This is a genomic window from Sphingosinicella sp. LHD-64 (genome assembly GCF_031157375.1).
Taxonomy (GTDB): domain Bacteria; phylum Pseudomonadota; class Alphaproteobacteria; order Sphingomonadales; family Sphingomonadaceae; genus Allosphingosinicella.
In genome coordinates, this window is record NZ_JAVIFV010000003.1 from 1,051,327 (window position 1) to 1,068,148 (window position 16,822).

The following is a 16,822-nucleotide window of genomic DNA, read 5'->3' on the forward strand; positions in this document are numbered from 1 at the left end:
GGCTCCTCAGGCCCAGTCGGCGAGCGACGTGCGCAGGCGGTCCAGGGCGGCTTTCTTGATCTGGCAGATGCGGGCGGCGCCGACGCCGAGCGTCTGGCCGATCTCCTCGAGGTTCATCTCCTCGACGAAGTAGAGCTGGAGCACCAGCCCGTCGCGCTCAGGGAGAGTACGGATCGCCTCGGCGATCGCGTCTTTCAGCCGGTCGCGGTCGAGCGCCTCGTCGGCGCGCTCCTCGACATCGGCGAACCATATCGAATGGTCGGAATAGACCTCGTCGATCGATTCGTGGTGCACGGCCTGGCTGTCGTCGACCATCTCGCGATAGTCGGCGGCCCCCATGCCGAGCTCTTCGGCCATTTCGGCGTCGAGCGCGGCGCGGCCGAGCCGGGCCTCCAGTCGCTGACGGGCAGCGGCCAGCTCGCGCCGGCGCACCATGGCGGAGCGGCAGATCGAGGCGTGGCGACGCAGATGATCGATCATCGCGCCGCGGATGCGCAGCGTCGCATAGGTCGCAAAAGCGTGGCCACGGTCCTCGAAGCCGTTTGCGGCCTCGACGAGGGCGACCATGCCGATCTGGACGAGATCCTCGACGTCGATCGCGGACGCGACGCGGCCGTGCACGTGCCAGGCGATCTTGCGCACCAGCTGCATGTGGCTGCGCACCAGCGCTTCCGGCGTCGGCCGCGCCTGACGCTGATAGGTCGCCGCGCCCTGCTGGGGGTCAATAAGTGCCATTGGCCTCCCCCATCAGGCGCAGTTCGGCCGGTGCCGGCACCGGCTGGATGTCGGGCCGCGCGAGACGGCGGGCGATCCGCCCGAACGCCTTGGACGCGCCCGAGCCCGGGAAGGCCTCGAGGCAGCAGCGCTTCCTCAGCACCGCCTCGCGCACATAGGGATCGTCGGGAATCGCGCCGGCATAATCGAGATTGAGATCGAGAAAGCGGGTGACGACGCCGCGGAAGCGGTCGAACAGCTCGCGGCCCGCAATGTCGTGGCGGACCATGTTGGCGACGACCTGGAAACGCTGCAGGCCTTGGGCGACGGCCAGCGCCTTCACCAGCGCATAGGCGTCGATGAACGAGGTCGGCTCGGGCGTGACCACGATCATCGGCATGTCGGCTTCGGCGATCAGCGCGAGCGCCGAGGCCTCGATGCCGCTGCCGGTGTCGATCACGACATGGTCGAAATCGTCGAGCCAGGGTCCGAGCGCCTCGATCAGGCGGGTGCGTTCGCTGTGAGTCAGGGTCGATCCGCTGCCGGTGCCGCTGTGACCGGGCACGAAGCTGATCCCGCCGGGGCCGGGCCGGATCAGGTCGTCCATCGTGCAGCGGCCGGCGAGCAGGTCGCCGATCGTGAACGTCGCGTCGATTCCCATCAGGATCGCCGCATTGGCCAGGCCCATGTCGCAATCGATCAGCATCACGCGCCCGCCCGCCCTGGCGAGGGCGACCGCCAGATTGACGCTCACATTGGTCTTGCCGACGCCGCCCTTGCCGCTCGCAACGGCAATGATTTGGGCGCGGCCGGAACGCTGAAAACTCACGCGACCTCCGATTCAAGCATGGGATGATTGTTGTTGGCTTCACCGCCGACGACGGCGACGACCTCGACCGCCTTGCCGTCGGGGATTTCGAGAAAGGACAGGACGGGGGCGTCGGGCACATGCGGCGCAAGCAGGCGGGCCAGCGCCCGGCGTGCGATCGGCGAGGTGACGACGGCGAAACGGCGGCCCTGCTGAAGCAGCGGCCCGGCGACGCCGCCGATCGCCTGGACGATCTTCTGGCCCAGACCCGGCTCGATCGGATGGACCGCGTCGCGGCCGGTGCGCACCGCCTGGGCAAGCAGGCCTTCGAGGCTGGCGTCGAGGGTGACGACGGGGAGCGGCAGCTTCACCGGCACGATGGTCTGAACGATCAGGGCGCCGATCCGCTGGCGGACCGCCTCGACGAGCTGGACCGGATCGGTCTCTTCGCGCGCTGCGTCGGCCATCGCCTCGGCGATGCGGCGGAAGTCCTTGAGCGGCACGCCTTCGATCAGCAGCGCGCGGCACAGCGCGGCGAGGCTGACCAGCGGCAGCGGCTGCGGCGTCAGGTTGGCGGCGAGCTGCGGCGCCGTCTCCTTGAGCGCGTCGATCAGCTTCTGGGCCTCGTCCATACCAAACAGGTCGGCGGCGGCGGACTGGATGACCTGATTGAGATGCGTGGCGATCACGGTCGCCGGATCGACGACGGTGTAGCCCGCGACCACCGCCTCGGCGCGCTGCGCCGGCGGAATCCAGACCGCGTCGAGACCGAAGGTCGGATCCTTGACCTGGCGGCCATCGATCCGGTCGAGCAGGTCGCCGCTGTCGAGCGCGAGCAGCTCGTCCGGCCAGATCTCGTCCTCGGCCACAACGACGCCGGCGACGGTGATGCGATAGGTGTTGGGGGCGAGCGCCAGATCGTCGCGCACGCGGACCATCGGGATGACGAAGCCGAGCTCGCGCGACAGCTGGCGGCGGATGCCGGTGATCCGCGCCATCAGCGGCGCGCCCTTGCGTTCGTCGACCAGGCCGACCAGCGCGAAACCGAGTTCGAGGCCGAGGGCGGCATCGTCGCTGACCTCGTCCCAGCCGATCGTGGTCGGCGCCGGAGCTGGCGGCGCCTCGACCGGGGCATTGGCCTTGGCCTGCGCGGCCTTGTGCAGCTTCCACGCGATCGCGGCGGCGCCGGCAGCGGCGACGAGAATGATGAAGTGCGGCATGCCGGGCAGGAGGCCGAGGATCAGCAGGATCGCGGCGACCGGCACCCACGCCTTGGCCGAACCGAACTGGTGGGTGATCTGGCCCGATAGGTCGAGCGGCGAGCTGACCCGGGTGACGATCGAGGCGGCGGCGATCGAGAGCAGCAGTGCCGGCACCTGCGCGACCAGCGCGTCGCCGATCGCGAGCACGATATAGGTCGAGGCCGCCTCGCTCATCGACAGGCCGTGGCTCAGCATGCCGAGGATCAGGCCGCCGACGATGTTGACGACGAGGATCAGCACGCCGGCGATGGCGTCCCCCTTCACGAACTTGGAGGCGCCGTCCATCGAACCGTAGAAATCGGCCTCGGTCGCGACTTCCTGGCGACGGAGCTTGGCTTCCTCGGGGGTCAGCAGGCCCGCGTTCAGATCGGCGTCGATCGCCATCTGCTTGCCGGGCATGGCATCGAGGGTGAAGCGCGCCGAGACTTCGGAGACGCGGCCGGCGCCCTTGGTGATGACCACCAGGTTGATGATCATCAGGATCATGAAGACGAACAGGCCGACGGCATAGTCGCCGCCGATCAGGAAATTGCCGAACGCCTCGATCACATAGCCGGCGGCATGCGAGCCCTCATGGCCGTCGACCAGCACGACGCGGGTCGAGGCGACATTGAGCGCGAGCCGGAACAGGGTCGCGAACAGAAGCACCGTCGGGAAGGAGGAGAAATCGAGCGGCCGGGCGACGTTCAGCGCCACCATCAGCACCGCGAGGCTGATCATGATGTTGGTGACGAAGCCGATGTCCAGCATCATCGCCGGCATCGGCACGATCATCAGCATGACGAGCAGCAGCGTCGCGAAGGGCAGGACCGCGCCCCGGCCCGCGCCGAGCCATACCTTGCGGTTCACGGTAGCGCGGCTCATCTCAGGCGTCTCCCAGCTGCGCGAGCATCAGATAGGCGAGGCGCGCATATTCGGGCGACGGGCGGGCGAGGTTGATTTCCTCGGGCGCATCGACCGCCTCCTCGCTGCCGAGCGCCATGCGCAGCGCGAGCATGTCGTTGGTCGGCGCGCTCGGCGGCGCAACCGGCGTGTCGCCGAAGCGGCGGGCGAAATGGGTGCGGATCTCGGCGAAGCTCTTCGGCGAACCGTCGCGATCGTAGAAGATCGAACGGTTGGCGCGCGCCGCTGCCGGCAGCAGGCGGGCCGCGGCGCCGTCCGGGTTGGCATCATGGGCGCGCAGGAACTGTGCTGCGCCGCCGGCGCCTAGGAAATGGGCGAGGTAGAGATCGACCGGCTCGGCGCGGCGGCCGATCCGGCTTTCGAGATGGTCGCGATTGTCGGAGGCGAATTCGGCCGCCATGGCCGAGGCGGCTTCGGGCTGGCGCCTGAGGTCAAGAATCGCACGGCGCATTCCCGGATCGGCGACATGATAGCGGCCGCCGGGGGTGCGGCGGATCGCGTTCGCGGCCCAGCCGAGGCCATGATCGGCGCCGTGCCGCTGGACGGTGCCGAGCCAGGTCTGGTCGATGAACTGGAAGAGGCCGGTCGCGCTCGAGGTGCGCGCGCGCGCATTGGGATCGAGGCCGCTTTCGACGCGGGCCTGATTCATCAGATAGCCGAAATCCATGCCGGTGCGGGCGGCGGCCTGCTGGATGGCGGCACCGATGCGGTCGCGGCCTTGAGGGCCCGATGCACCGGTGATCGTCGTCGGAATCATGACGCCCCTTTCTCTTCAGGGACATCGAAGCAATTGCCGTGCCAGATCGTGCATTAGCTGGGCGGGTGACGCATGTAGCATGTTCCGGTGAAAGCCGGAACCCAAGGCTGACTCTGCAACTGGGCCCCGGCCTTCGCCGGGGAACGAGATACTACAACCTAACGCGCGTGTGGGCGGTAGGTGAGGCCCTGCGGACGGCCGGCGAGGGTCGCGAGCGTGTCGATCCGGCGGCGGACATGGTCCGTCAGAAAATTGACGCGGGCCTGCGCGGCCTGGGCGAGAACCGCAAGGCTGGAGATGCGGTCCTTGAGATCCGGCGCGAGGCCCACGCCCTGGAGCGCGCGCGCGCCGGCGACCGCGTCGGAAAGGTCAGTGGTCGCGGCTTCGATGCCGGCGAGATCACCGGAATCGAGCGCGATGATCAGTGCCTCATGCGCGACAGCAAGGCGGTCGAGAACCTGAAGGCTCATTACCGGACCGGCAGATCGAGCGCGATCATCCGTTCGGCGATGCGATCCGCATCGACCGGATAGCGGCCTTCGGCGATCGCGGCACGGATCGCGGACACCTTGGCGGAATCGACCGGGGCGCCGCCGCTCACCAGCTCGAACACGGCGCTTTCGACCGGGCCGTTCCGGCCGCGCGACGTGGCATGGCCGGTGGCCGCAGCCGCCTGGCTTTTCTCGGTGCCACGGGTCAGCTCGATGCGTCCCGGACCGGTTTTTCCCACACCGTCGATCATCTCGAATTCCTCTTGCCCGAAGGCGCTTCAAGAAAGTTACTCAACCTATAACGGCCGCTTCACGCGGCCTTTAAATTCTTTTTCAGTTGAACCCGGGCAGCGCGACCCGGCCGTCCTGCGTGACCTGGCCGATGAACGGCGCCGAGCGCCGTTCGGTGCGCACGCGGATGCGGTCGCCGGGCGCGCCATCCTGTTCGGCGATACCCGTGGTGCTGACCGAGAAGCTGCGCGAGAGCGCTACGACCTCGACCTGATCCCCGCGCCGGATCACCGGCTCGGCGCGGACGGCCGCCGCCCGGGTCACGGTCGCGCCGCCGCCGGCCAGCGGCACGCGGATGCGCCATCCCTGCGCCGGACAGCGCACCGTCACGGCATTCATCGCCGGCTCCTCGATCGTCGCCGGCTCCGGGCAGGCGGCAAGGCGCAGGCGCCGGTCGAGAGGTGCGGCCGGACCGCCCGGCTCGCCGACATTGGCGCCGAGCGCCGCGGCGACGCGGCTGTCCAGCATCTCCAGATTCTCGAAGCCTTGCCCGAGAGCGGGAGCCGCGATGGCCGCGGACAACAGCAGTGCGCGTCGGAAAATCGTCACCATGATGGTCGCTCCAGTCATTTCGCGGGAGCGAAGCAACTGCCGTGCCAAATGTCAGCGAGGCAGGATCGCCAGCGTCTGGCCTGCGCCACCATCGGCCTGCTCGACGCGGAGTTCGATATCGTTTTCACGAACGCCGCTATCCCGGAGCGCGCGTGCCGCCGCCGCGCTGCGGGCGGCCGCAAGCTCGAAACGTTCGAGCCGGGCGTTGCCCTCGGCCGCGCCGCGGCTCACGATCCGGATCGGCCGACCGGCCCAGCGGCGACCTTCGGCCCGCAACTCGGTCAGCGCCGCAGGGGTCAGACGCGCTTCCCCGGGTTCGAACATCTGGGTGGCGCTCAGCACCCGTCCGGGCCTGGCCTCACTTTCGGCGCGCGTTCCCGCGTCGGCCTTCGGTCGGGCGGCCTGCATCGCATTCAGCATGACGAAGCAGGCGATCAGGACGAGGCCCAGATCGGCGAAGCTGACCGCCCAGCGCGGGACCGGGAGCGCGATCCTCATCCCACCTGCCGCGCAGTCTTGCGCGCGCGCCACAGGCTGTAGGCCTCCTCCTCGGAACGGGCGAGCTCGATCAGCCGGTCGACGACGCGGGTCTGCCACTGGCATTCGGCCTGCGACAGCCGCTCCAGCCGCGCGGCGACCGGTCCGGCAATCACGGCGGAGAGGAACAGGCCGTAAAGCGTGGTCAGCATTGCGGTCGCCATCGCCGGGCCCATCGCCGACGGGTCGTTCATCTGCGCGAACATGCCGATGAGGCCCAGGACGGTGCCGATCATGCCCATAGAGGGCGCGACCTCGGCGGCGTGACGCCAGACCGAAATCGCGCCCTCGTGGCGCGTGCGTCGTTCCTCCAGCTCCGCACGCGCCCAAAGGGAGAAACTGCTGCTGCCGTCTGCATCGGCGAGCCGGCAGGCCAGCCGGTGGACGAACTCGACCGGCGTGTTGACCCGGTCGGCAAAGACGATGCCGCGATATTCCGAAACACTCTCGATCCGGCGCACCGCCTGCTCGGCCGTCCGGGCGTCCGTATCGGGCTTGGCAATGAAGAGAGTCCGAAGCGCGCCGAGCGCGCGGCGCCGGTCGGCGCGGGTCGCGGAGACGATCACGGTGACGAGGGTGCCGCCGAGCACGATGAGGAGCGAAAGAGGGTCGATCACCCGATCCAGATACACGACCACACGACCCTCCTCGCCGCCGGCAAGATCCTGCCGGCCCCGGCAAGACGTTGCCGGTCCTGCCCCCATTCCCTCGCAACGGCAAAGAGCGCGCGCTGTCGGGCGCATGCCGCGCACAAATTGGCACGGCATTTGCAGCGACATGGGCGAGCGCCTCTGCCTGTCAAAATAACGGCGGACGGAGGCGGAGCTTTAGAGGAGTTTTCGATCATGGCCGGAAATGAAGGCCTGTTCGGCATACACGGGACCGCGCTGGCGCTGCGCTCGCAGCGCCTGTCGCTGCTGGCGTCGAACATCGCCAATGCCGCGACCCCGGGCTACCAGGCGCGCGACATCGATTTCGGCCAGGCCCTCGCACGCGCGTCGCGCGGCATGGATGCCGGCTCGGCCGCCGAGAGCAGCGTCGCCTATCGCGTGCCGCTGACCCCGTCGGTCGACGGCAACACGGTCGAGCTTTCCACCGAGCAGACGCTCTTCGCCGAAAATGCGGTCCAGTACCGCACCACCCTCACCTTCCTCGAAGGCCGGATCTCGACGATCCGCCGCGCGCTCAAGGGAGAATAACGATGGAACGGTCCATGTCGGTGTTCGACATCGCCGGGCGCGCCATGTCGGCGCAGCTCGTGCGGCTCAACACCACCGCCTCCAATCTCGCCAATGCCGGCGCCGTCTCGGGCAGCCGCGAAACTTCGTTCCGCGCGCTGCGGCCGGTGTTCCGCACCGTCGAGACCGAGCCCGGCATCGCCACCGTCCGGGTCGAGAATGTCGTGCAGTCGCGCACCGAGCCGACCCGCCGCCACGATCCCAACCACCCGCTTGCCGACGCGAACGGCGATGTCTGGGAAGCCGGCGTCGACAGCTCGGCGGAGCTCATCGACATGATCGAAGCGGCTCGCCAGTACCAGAACAACGTGCAGGTCCTCCAGACCGCCAAGACCCTCACCCTCGACACGATAAGGCTCGGCCAATGACGACCTCTGCGATCAACGGGCTGAACAACCCGTCCACCACCAACACCTCCACCCAATCGAGCCAGACGCTCGGCCAGGCGGAATTCCTGCGGCTGATGACGACCCAGCTCACCACCCAGGATCCGTTCAACCCGATGGACAACACCCAGATGGTCGCCCAGATGGCGCAGTTCTCGCAGGTCGCCGGCATCGCCGAGATGAACGCGAGCCTGCAGACCATCGCGGCTGGCCTCGGCGGCAACCGCCTGTCCGACGCGGCGAGCTGGATCGGCCATTCGATGCTGGTCGAAAGCGATGTCGCGACGCCGCTGCGCGACGGCACCTATGCCGGCGAGTTCACGCTGGAGAAAGACGCGACAAACGTCACCGTCAGCTTCGTCAACGCGGACGGCGCGGTCGTTCACAGCCAGGCCCTGGGCGAAGTCGATTCCGGCGAGGCCGCCTTCGCTTGGGACGGCAAGAACGAAGCCGGCGAATATATCGGCGGCGGCCCGCTGCGCATGGTCGTCACCGCGACGGTGGGTGGTCAGACGGTCACTCCGAAGACCGCCACCTGGACCACCATCGCCGGCATCCAGTCTCCGGCCAACGGCGGCGAGAGCCGCCTCGTTACCGGCCTCGGCCTCCTCACCCCCGACAAGGCGATCCGCCTCGCCTGAGGCAGACTTTCACAAGGAGCAGATTCCATGTCCTTCTACACTTCGCTCTCCGGCCTCCGCGGCGCCCAGACCGACCTGTCGGTCCTCGCCAACAACATCGCGAACGTCGGCTCGATCGGCTTCAAGCGCAGCCGCGCCCAGTTCGGCGACATCGCCCCGGCGTCCAACACGACCGCCGGCCAGGGTGCGCGCCTCAAGGGCATCGAACAGCAGTTCACGCAGGGCGGTTTCGAGACCTCGTCGCGCGAGCTCGACCTCGCGATCAGCGGGGCCGGCTTCTTCGTGACCCGCGACGCGGTCGCCAACGGCACCACTTTCTTCTCGCGCAACGGCTCGCTGTCGGTCGACGGCCAGCGCTACCTGCGCGATTCGAACGGCGGTTATCTCCAGGTCCTTCCCGTCGACAATGAAGGCAATGTCACGGCCACCGGCCTCGAGGCGGCGCAGAACCTGCAGCTGCCGCTGACCTCCGGTACGCCGCGTGCGACGAACCTGCTCCAGCTCACCGCCAACATGCCGGCGACAGCGGAGAAGCCCGAGGATCGCGCCGTCTTCAGCCCGAGCAATCCCTATGTCTTCGACCGGCTCGACCCGAACAGCTACAATTTCTCGCAGCAGACCACGGTCTATGACAGCCAGGGCAATGCCCAGTCGGCGACGCTCTATTTCGTCCGCACCGGCTCGACCACCGCGGGCGACACCGCCGACACCTGGGACGTGCACCTGTTCGTCGGCAACACCGAGGCCTCGGCCGGCGGCACCGCGACGACCCCGGCGACGCCGCTCGAGCTGACCTTCGACGGCGCCGGCGTGCTGACCGCACCCACCGGCGCGGTCGCGTTCAGCAGCGTCTTCCCGTCGGGTGCCTCGGCGCCGCTGACGCTCAGCCTCGACTTCGGCACCGCAACCACCCAGTCGCCGGGGACGTTCAACGTCTCCTCGCTGGTCCAGGACGGCGTCGCCTCGGCCAAGTTCAGCGACATCTCGATCGGCGAGGACGGCCTCATCACTGCAGCGTTCAGCGACGGCTCGATCAAGGCGCTGGGCAAGCTGCTCATCGCCACCTTCTCCAACCCCGATGGCCTGCGCGAACGCGGCGACGGGCGCTGGTCGGTGACCGGCGAGAGCGGCCCGGCGACGGTCGGCGTGGCCGGCTCGGACGCCTTCGGCCGCATCCAGTCGGGTGCGCTCGAGCGGTCCAACGTCGACCTCACCGAAGAGCTGGTCGCGCTGATCGCGGCGCAGCGCAACTTCCAGGCCAACGCCAAGGCGATCGAGACCTCCAACTCGATGGCCCAGTCGATCATCAACCTGCGGAGCTAAGGCCCCCGGGCCTGAGGAGCTGAGCCATGGACCGGCTGATCCACACCTCCCTGTCGGGCCTGCGCGGGGCAATGGCCCGCCAGGCGACGACGGCGAACAACCTCGCCAACGCGAACACGGTCGGCTTCCGCGCCGAGCTGTCGACCGCGCGGGCGCTGTGGGTTCAGGGCGGGGGCTTCGGCGCGCGCGCGCCGTCCTCGCAGGAGGTGACCGCGGCGAACATGCATGGCGGCACGGTCACCGAAACCGGTCGCGACCTCGACATTGCGCTCCGGGGGGAGGCCCTGCTCGCGGTGCAGGCCGCGGACGGCAGCGAAGCCTATACGCGGCGGGGCGACCTCCAGGTCAGCCCCTCCGGCCTCCTCACCACCGGCGACGGTCGCCCCGTCCTCGGCGACGGCGGCCCGATCACGCTGCCGCCCGCCGATTCCGTCCGCATCGCCGATGACGGCGCGGTCTGGATCGTGCCGAGCGGCGGCGATCCCAACGTGCCGCAGCAGGTCGACCGGCTGAAGCTCGCCAACCCGACGGGCTCGCGCGTGCTCAAGGCGGTGGACGGCCTGTTCCGGGTCGAGAATGGCGGCATCCTGCCGTCGGATCCGGACGGGCGCCTCACCCCGCGCAGCCTGGAAGGCTCGAACGTCGAGGTCAGCCAGGCGCTGATCGACATGATCGACGCCAGCCGCGCCTGGGATACCCAGCTCAATCTCATCACCACGGCGCGCGACCTCGACACGTCCGCCGCCGATCTCATGCGCCTGCCCAGCTAGGCGCAAGCGAAGGAGCAAAGACATGGCCAATTCAGCCCTCCAGGTCGCCCGCACCGGGCTCGATGCCCAGTCCGAGCGGATGCGTGTCATCGCCAACAACCTGGCGAACGTGAACACGACCGGCTTCAAGCGCGACCGTGCCGATTTCGAGACGCTCGCCTATCAGGTGATGACCGCCGCCGGCGCCCGCTCCTCGGGCGACAACCAATATGCGGTCGGCCTCAATCTCGGCACCGGCGTCCGACTGGTCGGCACCAGCCGGATCACCAGCCAGGGTTCGATCAACAATACCGAGAACCCGCTGGACCTCGCGATCGAGGGCGACGGCTTCTTCCAGATCTCGCGGCCGGACGGGACCACCGCCTATACCCGCGCCGGCAATTTCCACCGGTCCAACGAGGGCACGCTGGTTACGGCCGACGGATCGCCGATCCAGCCGCAGATCCAGATCCCGGAGAACGCCCAGTCGATCACGATCGGCGCCGACGGGACCGTCTCGGTGACCCTGCCCGGACAACCCGAGCTCGCCGAGGTCGGCCGGCTCGAGATCGCGACCTTCATCAACCCGGCGGGCCTGCGCGCGCTCGGCGGCACGCTCTATGCGGAATCCTCCGCCAGCGGCACGCCGCAGGTCGGACCGCCCGCCGAGGAAAGCCGCGGCGCGATCCGCCAGGGGGCGCTCGAAGCCTCGAACGTCAACGTCGTTCAGGAGCTGGTCGACATGATCGAGACGCAGCGCGCCTACGAGGTCAACTCGAAGATGGTCTCGGCGACGGACGAGATGCTCCGCAACGCGAACCAGCAGCTGTAACCCATGGCCCACGCTTTGCTCATCGCCGCCTGCCTGTTCTGCGCGAGCCGCGCGCAGCCGCAGGAGGAATTTCGTCCGGCCCCGCCACCGGCGCCGCCGCCGGCTGCTGCCAACGGCGCGATCTTCCAGGCGTCCAACGGCTTCTCGCCGCTGACCAGCGGCCAGCGCGCCGGCGCGGTTGGCGACGTGCTGACCATCGTCCTTGTCGAGCGCACCCAGGGGTCGTCCTCGAGCTCGTCGGGCACGAACCGGGAGGGCAATATCGGCCTGACGCCGCCTTCGACGGGACCGCTCTCCTTCTTCCAGCCGTCCGACGTAGCCGCGGGCGGCCAGTCCGAGTTCGACGGGCGCGGCCAGACCGGCCAGTCGAACAGCCTGGTCGGCGAGATCACCGTCACCGTCCATGAGGTCTTTCCGAACGGGGTGATGCGGGTGCGCGGCGAGAAGCAGCTCCGGATCAACCGCGGCCACGAGTTCATCCGCCTGTCGGGTCTCATCCGCTTCGCCGACGTCGGCCCGGACAACCGCGTCCCCTCGACCCGTGTGGCGGACGCCCAGATCGAATATCTCGGCCGCGGCGAGATCGCGCGCGCCAGCCGCCAGGGCTGGCTGCAGCGCTTCTTCTCGATGCTGAGCCCGTTTTGAGGTGTGACATGATCCGTTCGATTTTCTTCGCACTCGCGGTTTTGTTCGCGGTCGCCGCGCCGGCCGATGCAGCGACGCGGATCAAGGATCTCGGCGCGTTCCAGAGCGTGCGCCCGAACCAGCTGATCGGCTACGGCATCGTCGTCGGCCTCGCCGGCACGGGCGACGACAATCTCGAATATGCCACTCAGGGCATGAACGGCGTCGCCGCGCGCTTCGGCCTCACCTTGCCGCCCGGCGTCAATCCGGCGCTCAAGAATGCGGCGGCGGTGATGATCACGGCAGAACTGCCCGCCTTCGCCCGGCCCGGCCAGCGGCTCGACATCACCGTCTCGGCACTCGGTCGCGCCCGCAGCTTGCGCGGCGGCACACTCATTCTCACCCCGCTGCGCGGCGCCGACAACCAGATCTATGCGATGGCGCAGGGCAACCTCGCCGTCGGCGGCCTCGGCGTCTCCGCGCAGGACGGCAGCCAGGTCTCGGTCAACGTGCCGTCGGCCGGCCGCATCCCCGGCGGCGCCACGGTCGAGCGTGCCGTCGACACCGGCTTCGCCACTGCGCCGACGCTGACCTTCAACCTCGCCGAAGCCGATTTCACGACCGCCCAGCGCGTCGCCGACGCGATCAACCGCCAGCTCGGCCCGGTCGCACGCGCCACCGACGCCGTCTCGATCGCGATCGAGGCCGCGCCCGGCGCCGAGATACGCACCCAGCTGATGAGCCGGATCGAGAACATTTCGGTCGAGCCGGGCGACGCGCCGGCACGCGTCATCGTCAACGCCCGCACCGGTACCGTCGTCATCAACGGCGCGGTCCGGATCAGCCCGGCCGCGGTCAGCCACGGCCGCCTCACCGTCGCGGTGCAGGAGAATCCGACCGTCGTGCAGCCCGCGCCCTTCTCGCGCGGCCAGACCGCGGTCGAGCCGAACAGCGACATCGAGGTCGAGGAGCAGCGCTCGCCGATGTTCGATTTCGCGCCCGGCGCCTCGCTTTCCGAGATCGTCCGCGCCGTGAATGCGATCGGTGCGGCGCCGTCGGATCTCGTCGCGATCCTCGAGGCGCTCAAGCAGGCCGGCGCGCTGCGCGCCGAGCTGGTCGTCCTGTGACCGGGCCGGTCTCCGTCCCGCCGTCCGCCGCCACGCCGGCGCCGGGCGCGCCGATCCAGAGCGACCGGCAGCAGGCGCAGATGCGCGAGGCGGCGCAGGCGTTCGAGGCGATCTTCTTGCGCCAGATGATCGGCTCGATGCGCCAGGCCAGGCTCGCCGAGGACGCCTTCGGCAGCGCGGCGACCGACCAGTTCCGCGACTTGGGCGACGCCCAGCTCGCCGAGAGCATGTCGCGCCAGGGCAGCTTCGGCATCGCCGAACTCCTCATGAACCAGTTCCAACGTGGCGGAGGCCAGAGATGAGCGACCTTCTCAGCATCGGTTCGTCGGGCCTTGCCGCCTATCGCAGCGCCCTGAACGCGATCGGCGAGAACGTCTCGAACGCCGAGACGCCCGGCTTCTCGCGCCGCAACGTACGGCTCGAGCAGCTGAGCCTCACCGGCAATGGCGAGATCGGCTATCGCGAGCAGGTCATGTTCAACGGCGTGCGGACCGCCGGCGTCGAACGGGCCTGGGACGCCTTCCGCGCCACCGAAGCGCGGCTCGCGACCAGCGCCGCCGGCCGCGCCGGGGTACGCGAGCAATGGCTGACCGGCGTCGAGACGGCGCTGGGTGACGGACCGGCGGGGATCGGCTCCTCGCTCACCAGATTCTTCAATGGCGCGACCTCGCTGGCCGCGGACCCGAGCGACCGGCTCGGCCGCTCGTCGATGCTGGCCGCGCTCGAGGACGTCGCGGTCGGCTTCCGCAACACCGCCGACGCGCTGGCGCGCGTTTCGACCGGAATGAAGGAGGCCGCCGGCCTCGATGTCAACGCGGTCAACAGTGCATTGAGGGCGTTGCAGGACATAAACGGCACGATCCGCACCGCCGGCCCCGGCACCAGCGCGCGCGCCGGCCTTGAGGACGAGCGCGACAAGCTGATCGGCATGATCGCCGAGCGGCTCGACATCAACGTCACGACCAACGGCGACGGCACGGTCGCCATCAGCGCGGCCAGCGACGGCAGCGTCAAGCTGCTGGACGGCCAGGGCCCCGGCCTGATCAGTCTCGTCCCGGCCGCGGACGGCCGGCTCTCGTACCAGCTCTCGAAGGACGGCACGACCGCCCCGCTGCCGACGCTCGCCGGCAAGCTCGCCGGCCTTGCCGAGACTGCCTCGTCGACCGCCGACCGGCGCAGCGCGCTCGATGCGATGGCGGCCGACTTCGTTTCCCTGGTGAACACCTGGTCGGCCGGCGGCACCGACGCGAACGGCAATCCGGGCGGCAATCTCCTGGAAGCGCCCACCGGTGCCGTCTCGATGCGTGCGCTGGTCACCGATCCGGACCTCGTCGCCGCAGCCGGCGGCGGCACCGCCAACGGCAATCTCGCCGCGCTCGACGGCCTGCGCACATCGAGCGGCATCGAGAATCGCTGGGGCGACCTCGTCTCGGACAATGCCCAGGTGCTGGCCTCGGCCAAGGCGGAAGCGTCGGCCGCGAATTCGTGGCGCGACCTCAGTCGCGCCTCGCTCGACGGCGTCACCGGCGTCGACCTCGACTATGAGGCGGCCGAGCTGCTCCGTTTCCAGCAGGCCTACAATGCGTCGGCGCGGATCGTGCAGGTCGCGCGCGAGACGATCGAAGCGCTGTTCAACGCGCTGTGATGAGGGAGATTGAACGATGATCAGCGGCACCCGCTACCAGCTGACGCTGGAGATCAACCGGCAGGCGACGCTGGCCCGCGACATCGCCCGCGCCCAGTCCGAAATCTCGACGACGAAGCGCATCCTCGCGCCGTCGGACGATCCGGTCGCGGCGGCGCGTGTCTCCGACATCGCACGTACCCAGGCCGACTCCACCGCCTGGAAACGCAATCTCGATCTCGCCGCGTCGCTGAGCGCCCGCGCCGACACGACGCTGAAAGCGATCGAGACCGCGATCGGCCGCGCCGCCGAACTGATGGTGACCGCGGCGAACGGCACCATGTCGGACGAGAACCGGGCAACCGTCGCGCAGGAGCTGCGCTCGATCGCGCAGGAGCTCGAATCGCTGAAGGACGTCAAGGATTCGCGCGGCAACGCGCTCTTCATGTCCGGCACGACGCTTCAGATTCCGGTGGCGCCGGGCTTCTCCGTTGCGGCGGTCGCCACCCGCGAGGATGTGTTCGAGACGGTCGCGACCAGCTCGGGTCCGCAGGATATCGCCGCGATCGTCCAGGCCGCGGCCGACGCGATCGTCGAGCCCGACCCAGCAGTGCGCGGCCCCGCGATCCAGCAGGCGCTCGACGACGTCAACGCCGCAGTCAGCCACGCTGCCACCGTCCGCGGCGAGCAGGGCGCCCGCGGCAACCGGATCGATGCGATGCTCGAGCGGCTGGCCGACACCGACATCCAGCTCGAGGAAGAGCGCGGTCTGCTCGAAGGCACCGACATTCCGGCCACCGTCGCGCGGCTCAGCGCCAAGCAGCTCTCGCTCGATGCCGCGCAGGCGGTCTTCGCGCGCATCAACCAGAACACCCTGTTCGATATCCTGCGGTAAGCTGGCGGCGACACGGATCGGGTTTCGAGCAGGGGCGTCCCGGCTTTGGCCGAGGCGCCCTTTCGCTGCGTCGGGACCGCAAGGCCACAGGTCCAAATTACGTCGTAACCCTCCCGTTAACCCTAAAGTCCGGCGACGCCTGCCGTTAATCCACAAGGGCGAGACGCTCTTATTCCTCCAGGGAACGGCTTCGCGGGGTTCATAATGTTTGCAGGTATCGGCATCGTCGTTCTGCTCGTGATGGTGTTCGGCGGCTATATCATCGCCGGCGGCAACATCGGCGTGATCCTGCACGCTCTGCCGATCGAGATGACGATCATCGGCGGTGCCGCGATCGGCGCCACGCTGGCCGGCAATTCCGCCGCGGAGCTCAAGGCGCTGGCCGGCGGCCTCGCCAAGGTCTTCAAGGGGCCGCAATACGGCAAGCAGGATTTCCTCGATACCATCTTCCTGGTCTCGAAGCTTATGAAGATGCTGCGCGTCGACGGCCCGGTCGCGGTCGAGCCGCATATCGAGGATCCGAAATCGAGCGCGATCTTCGCCGAATATCCCAAGCTCCTGAAGGACGACACGCTGGTCCACCTGATCTGCGACACGCTGCGGCTGGTCGTCGTGTCCTCGGGCACGCTCGATCCGCGCGCGGTCGAGGACGTGATGGACAATTCGATCAAGACCCATCACCACCACGCGCTCGCGCCGGCAAACAACCTCCAGACTCTGGCCGACGCGCTGCCCGCGCTCGGCATCGTCGCCGCGGTGCTCGGCGTGGTGAAGACCATGGCCTCGATCGATCAGCCGCCCGCCATCCTCGGCGCGATGATCGGCTCGGCGCTGGTCGGCACCTTTTTGGGCGTGCTCCTGTCCTACGGCTTCGCCGGGCCATTCGCGAACCGTGCGAAGCAGGTCATCGAGGCGGATTCGGCGATCTACCAGGTGGTCAAGCAGATCATCATCGCCTCGCTCCACGGCCATCCGCTGCCGCTGGTGATCGAGGCCGCCCGTTCGGGCATCCAGCATTCGAACCAGCCGGCTTTCGCCGACGTGTTCGACGGCATGCGTGGCCGCTGA

The 16,822-nt window shown here is 68.9% G+C and carries 21 protein-coding genes; 12 read left to right on the forward strand and 9 right to left on the reverse strand.

What is annotated here, in order from left to right; all coding sequences use genetic code 11:
• Window positions 1-6: 6 nt before the first annotated feature.
• The 9 genes from RCO27_RS13160 to RCO27_RS13200 all read right to left on the reverse strand — a co-directional run bounded on the left by RCO27_RS13160 (window position 7) and on the right by RCO27_RS13200 (window position 6,953).
• Complete coding sequence (locus RCO27_RS13160) at window positions 7-735, reverse strand: RNA polymerase sigma factor FliA (protein ID WP_309003121.1); 729 nt, start codon at window positions 733-735, stop codon at window positions 7-9.
• On the reverse strand, window positions 722-1,543 hold the full coding sequence (locus tag RCO27_RS13165; protein ID WP_309003122.1) for a MinD/ParA family protein: 822 nt from the start codon (window positions 1,541-1,543) through the stop codon (window positions 722-724). The genes RCO27_RS13160 and RCO27_RS13165 overlap by 14 nt, the downstream gene beginning before the upstream one ends.
• Complete coding sequence (gene flhA / locus RCO27_RS13170; RefSeq protein ID WP_309003123.1) at window positions 1,540-3,648, reverse strand: flagellar biosynthesis protein FlhA; 2,109 nt, start codon at window positions 3,646-3,648, stop codon at window positions 1,540-1,542. Before flhA ends, RCO27_RS13165 begins: the two co-directional genes overlap by 4 nt.
• A gap of 1 nt (window position 3,649) precedes the next feature.
• Entirely contained in the window at window positions 3,650-4,444 is a 795-nt protein-coding gene (locus tag RCO27_RS13175) for a transglycosylase SLT domain-containing protein (RefSeq protein WP_309003124.1), read from the reverse strand.
• A gap of 158 nt (window positions 4,445-4,602) precedes the next feature.
• Complete coding sequence (locus tag RCO27_RS13180; RefSeq protein ID WP_309003125.1) at window positions 4,603-4,914, reverse strand: hypothetical protein; 312 nt, start codon at window positions 4,912-4,914, stop codon at window positions 4,603-4,605.
• Window positions 4,914-5,186: a flagellar biosynthesis anti-sigma factor FlgM gene (gene flgM, locus RCO27_RS13185; RefSeq protein ID WP_309003126.1), complete on the reverse strand. Its 273-nt coding sequence runs from the start codon at window positions 5,184-5,186 to the stop codon at window positions 4,914-4,916. The genes RCO27_RS13180 and flgM overlap by 1 nt, the downstream gene beginning before the upstream one ends.
• A gap of 82 nt (window positions 5,187-5,268) precedes the next feature.
• On the reverse strand, window positions 5,269-5,778 hold the full coding sequence (gene flgA, locus RCO27_RS13190; RefSeq protein ID WP_309003127.1) for a flagellar basal body P-ring formation chaperone FlgA: 510 nt from the start codon (window positions 5,776-5,778) through the stop codon (window positions 5,269-5,271).
• A 51-nt stretch (window positions 5,779-5,829) separates the two neighbouring features.
• Window positions 5,830-6,276, reverse strand: coding sequence for a flagellar motor protein MotB (locus RCO27_RS13195; protein ID WP_309003128.1), 447 nt, complete (start codon window positions 6,274-6,276; stop codon window positions 5,830-5,832).
• Window positions 6,273-6,953: a MotA/TolQ/ExbB proton channel family protein gene (locus RCO27_RS13200; RefSeq protein ID WP_309003129.1), complete on the reverse strand. Its 681-nt coding sequence runs from the start codon at window positions 6,951-6,953 to the stop codon at window positions 6,273-6,275. The genes RCO27_RS13195 and RCO27_RS13200 overlap by 4 nt, the downstream gene beginning before the upstream one ends.
• Window positions 6,954-7,160: 207 nt before the next feature.
• Here RCO27_RS13200 and flgB point away from each other — a divergent pair, with 207 nt between their 5' ends.
• From flgB to motA, 12 genes are all read left to right on the forward strand, one after another.
• A complete protein-coding gene (gene flgB, locus RCO27_RS13205; protein WP_309003130.1) occupies window positions 7,161-7,514 on the forward strand; it encodes a flagellar basal body rod protein FlgB in 354 nt (117 codons plus the stop codon).
• A 2-nt stretch (window positions 7,515-7,516) separates the two neighbouring features.
• Window positions 7,517-7,921 (forward strand): flagellar basal body rod protein FlgC, encoded by a 405-nt coding sequence (gene flgC, locus RCO27_RS13210; protein ID WP_309003131.1) that lies wholly within the window; start codon window positions 7,517-7,519, stop codon window positions 7,919-7,921.
• On the forward strand, window positions 7,918-8,580 hold the full coding sequence (locus tag RCO27_RS13215; RefSeq protein ID WP_309003132.1) for a flagellar hook capping FlgD N-terminal domain-containing protein: 663 nt from the start codon (window positions 7,918-7,920) through the stop codon (window positions 8,578-8,580). Before flgC ends, RCO27_RS13215 begins: the two co-directional genes overlap by 4 nt.
• 27 nt (window positions 8,581-8,607) lie before the next feature.
• The gene (locus RCO27_RS13220; protein WP_309003133.1) at window positions 8,608-9,903 is read left to right on the forward strand and encodes a flagellar hook protein FlgE; all 1,296 of its coding nucleotides are present in this window, start codon (window positions 8,608-8,610) and stop codon (window positions 9,901-9,903) included.
• 26 nt (window positions 9,904-9,929) lie between these two features.
• On the forward strand, window positions 9,930-10,673 hold the full coding sequence (locus tag RCO27_RS13225; protein ID WP_309003134.1) for a flagellar basal body rod protein FlgF: 744 nt from the start codon (window positions 9,930-9,932) through the stop codon (window positions 10,671-10,673).
• Between the two features lie 22 nt (window positions 10,674-10,695).
• Entirely contained in the window at window positions 10,696-11,484 is a 789-nt protein-coding gene (flgG, locus tag RCO27_RS13230) for a flagellar basal-body rod protein FlgG (RefSeq protein ID WP_309003135.1), read from the forward strand.
• Window positions 11,485-11,487: 3 nt separating this feature from the next.
• Window positions 11,488-12,129, forward strand: coding sequence for a flagellar basal body L-ring protein FlgH (locus tag RCO27_RS13235; protein WP_309003136.1), 642 nt, complete (start codon window positions 11,488-11,490; stop codon window positions 12,127-12,129).
• Between the two features lie 8 nt (window positions 12,130-12,137).
• A complete protein-coding gene (locus RCO27_RS13240; protein ID WP_309003137.1) occupies window positions 12,138-13,235 on the forward strand; it encodes a flagellar basal body P-ring protein FlgI in 1,098 nt (365 codons plus the stop codon).
• Window positions 13,232-13,537 (forward strand): rod-binding protein, encoded by a 306-nt coding sequence (locus RCO27_RS13245; protein ID WP_309003138.1) that lies wholly within the window; start codon window positions 13,232-13,234, stop codon window positions 13,535-13,537. The genes RCO27_RS13240 and RCO27_RS13245 overlap by 4 nt, the downstream gene beginning before the upstream one ends.
• Window positions 13,534-14,880 carry a flagellar hook-associated protein FlgK gene (flgK, locus tag RCO27_RS13250; RefSeq protein WP_309003139.1) on the forward strand — a complete coding sequence of 449 codons (1,347 nt, stop codon included), beginning with the start codon at window positions 13,534-13,536 and terminating at the stop codon, window positions 14,878-14,880. Before RCO27_RS13245 ends, flgK begins: the two co-directional genes overlap by 4 nt.
• A gap of 16 nt (window positions 14,881-14,896) precedes the next feature.
• The gene (locus tag RCO27_RS13255) at window positions 14,897-15,754 is read left to right on the forward strand and encodes a flagellin (RefSeq protein ID WP_309003140.1); all 858 of its coding nucleotides are present in this window, start codon (window positions 14,897-14,899) and stop codon (window positions 15,752-15,754) included.
• 204 nt (window positions 15,755-15,958) lie between these two features.
• Window positions 15,959-16,822 carry a flagellar motor stator protein MotA gene (motA, locus tag RCO27_RS13260; RefSeq protein ID WP_309003141.1) on the forward strand — a complete coding sequence of 288 codons (864 nt, stop codon included), beginning with the start codon at window positions 15,959-15,961 and terminating at the stop codon, window positions 16,820-16,822.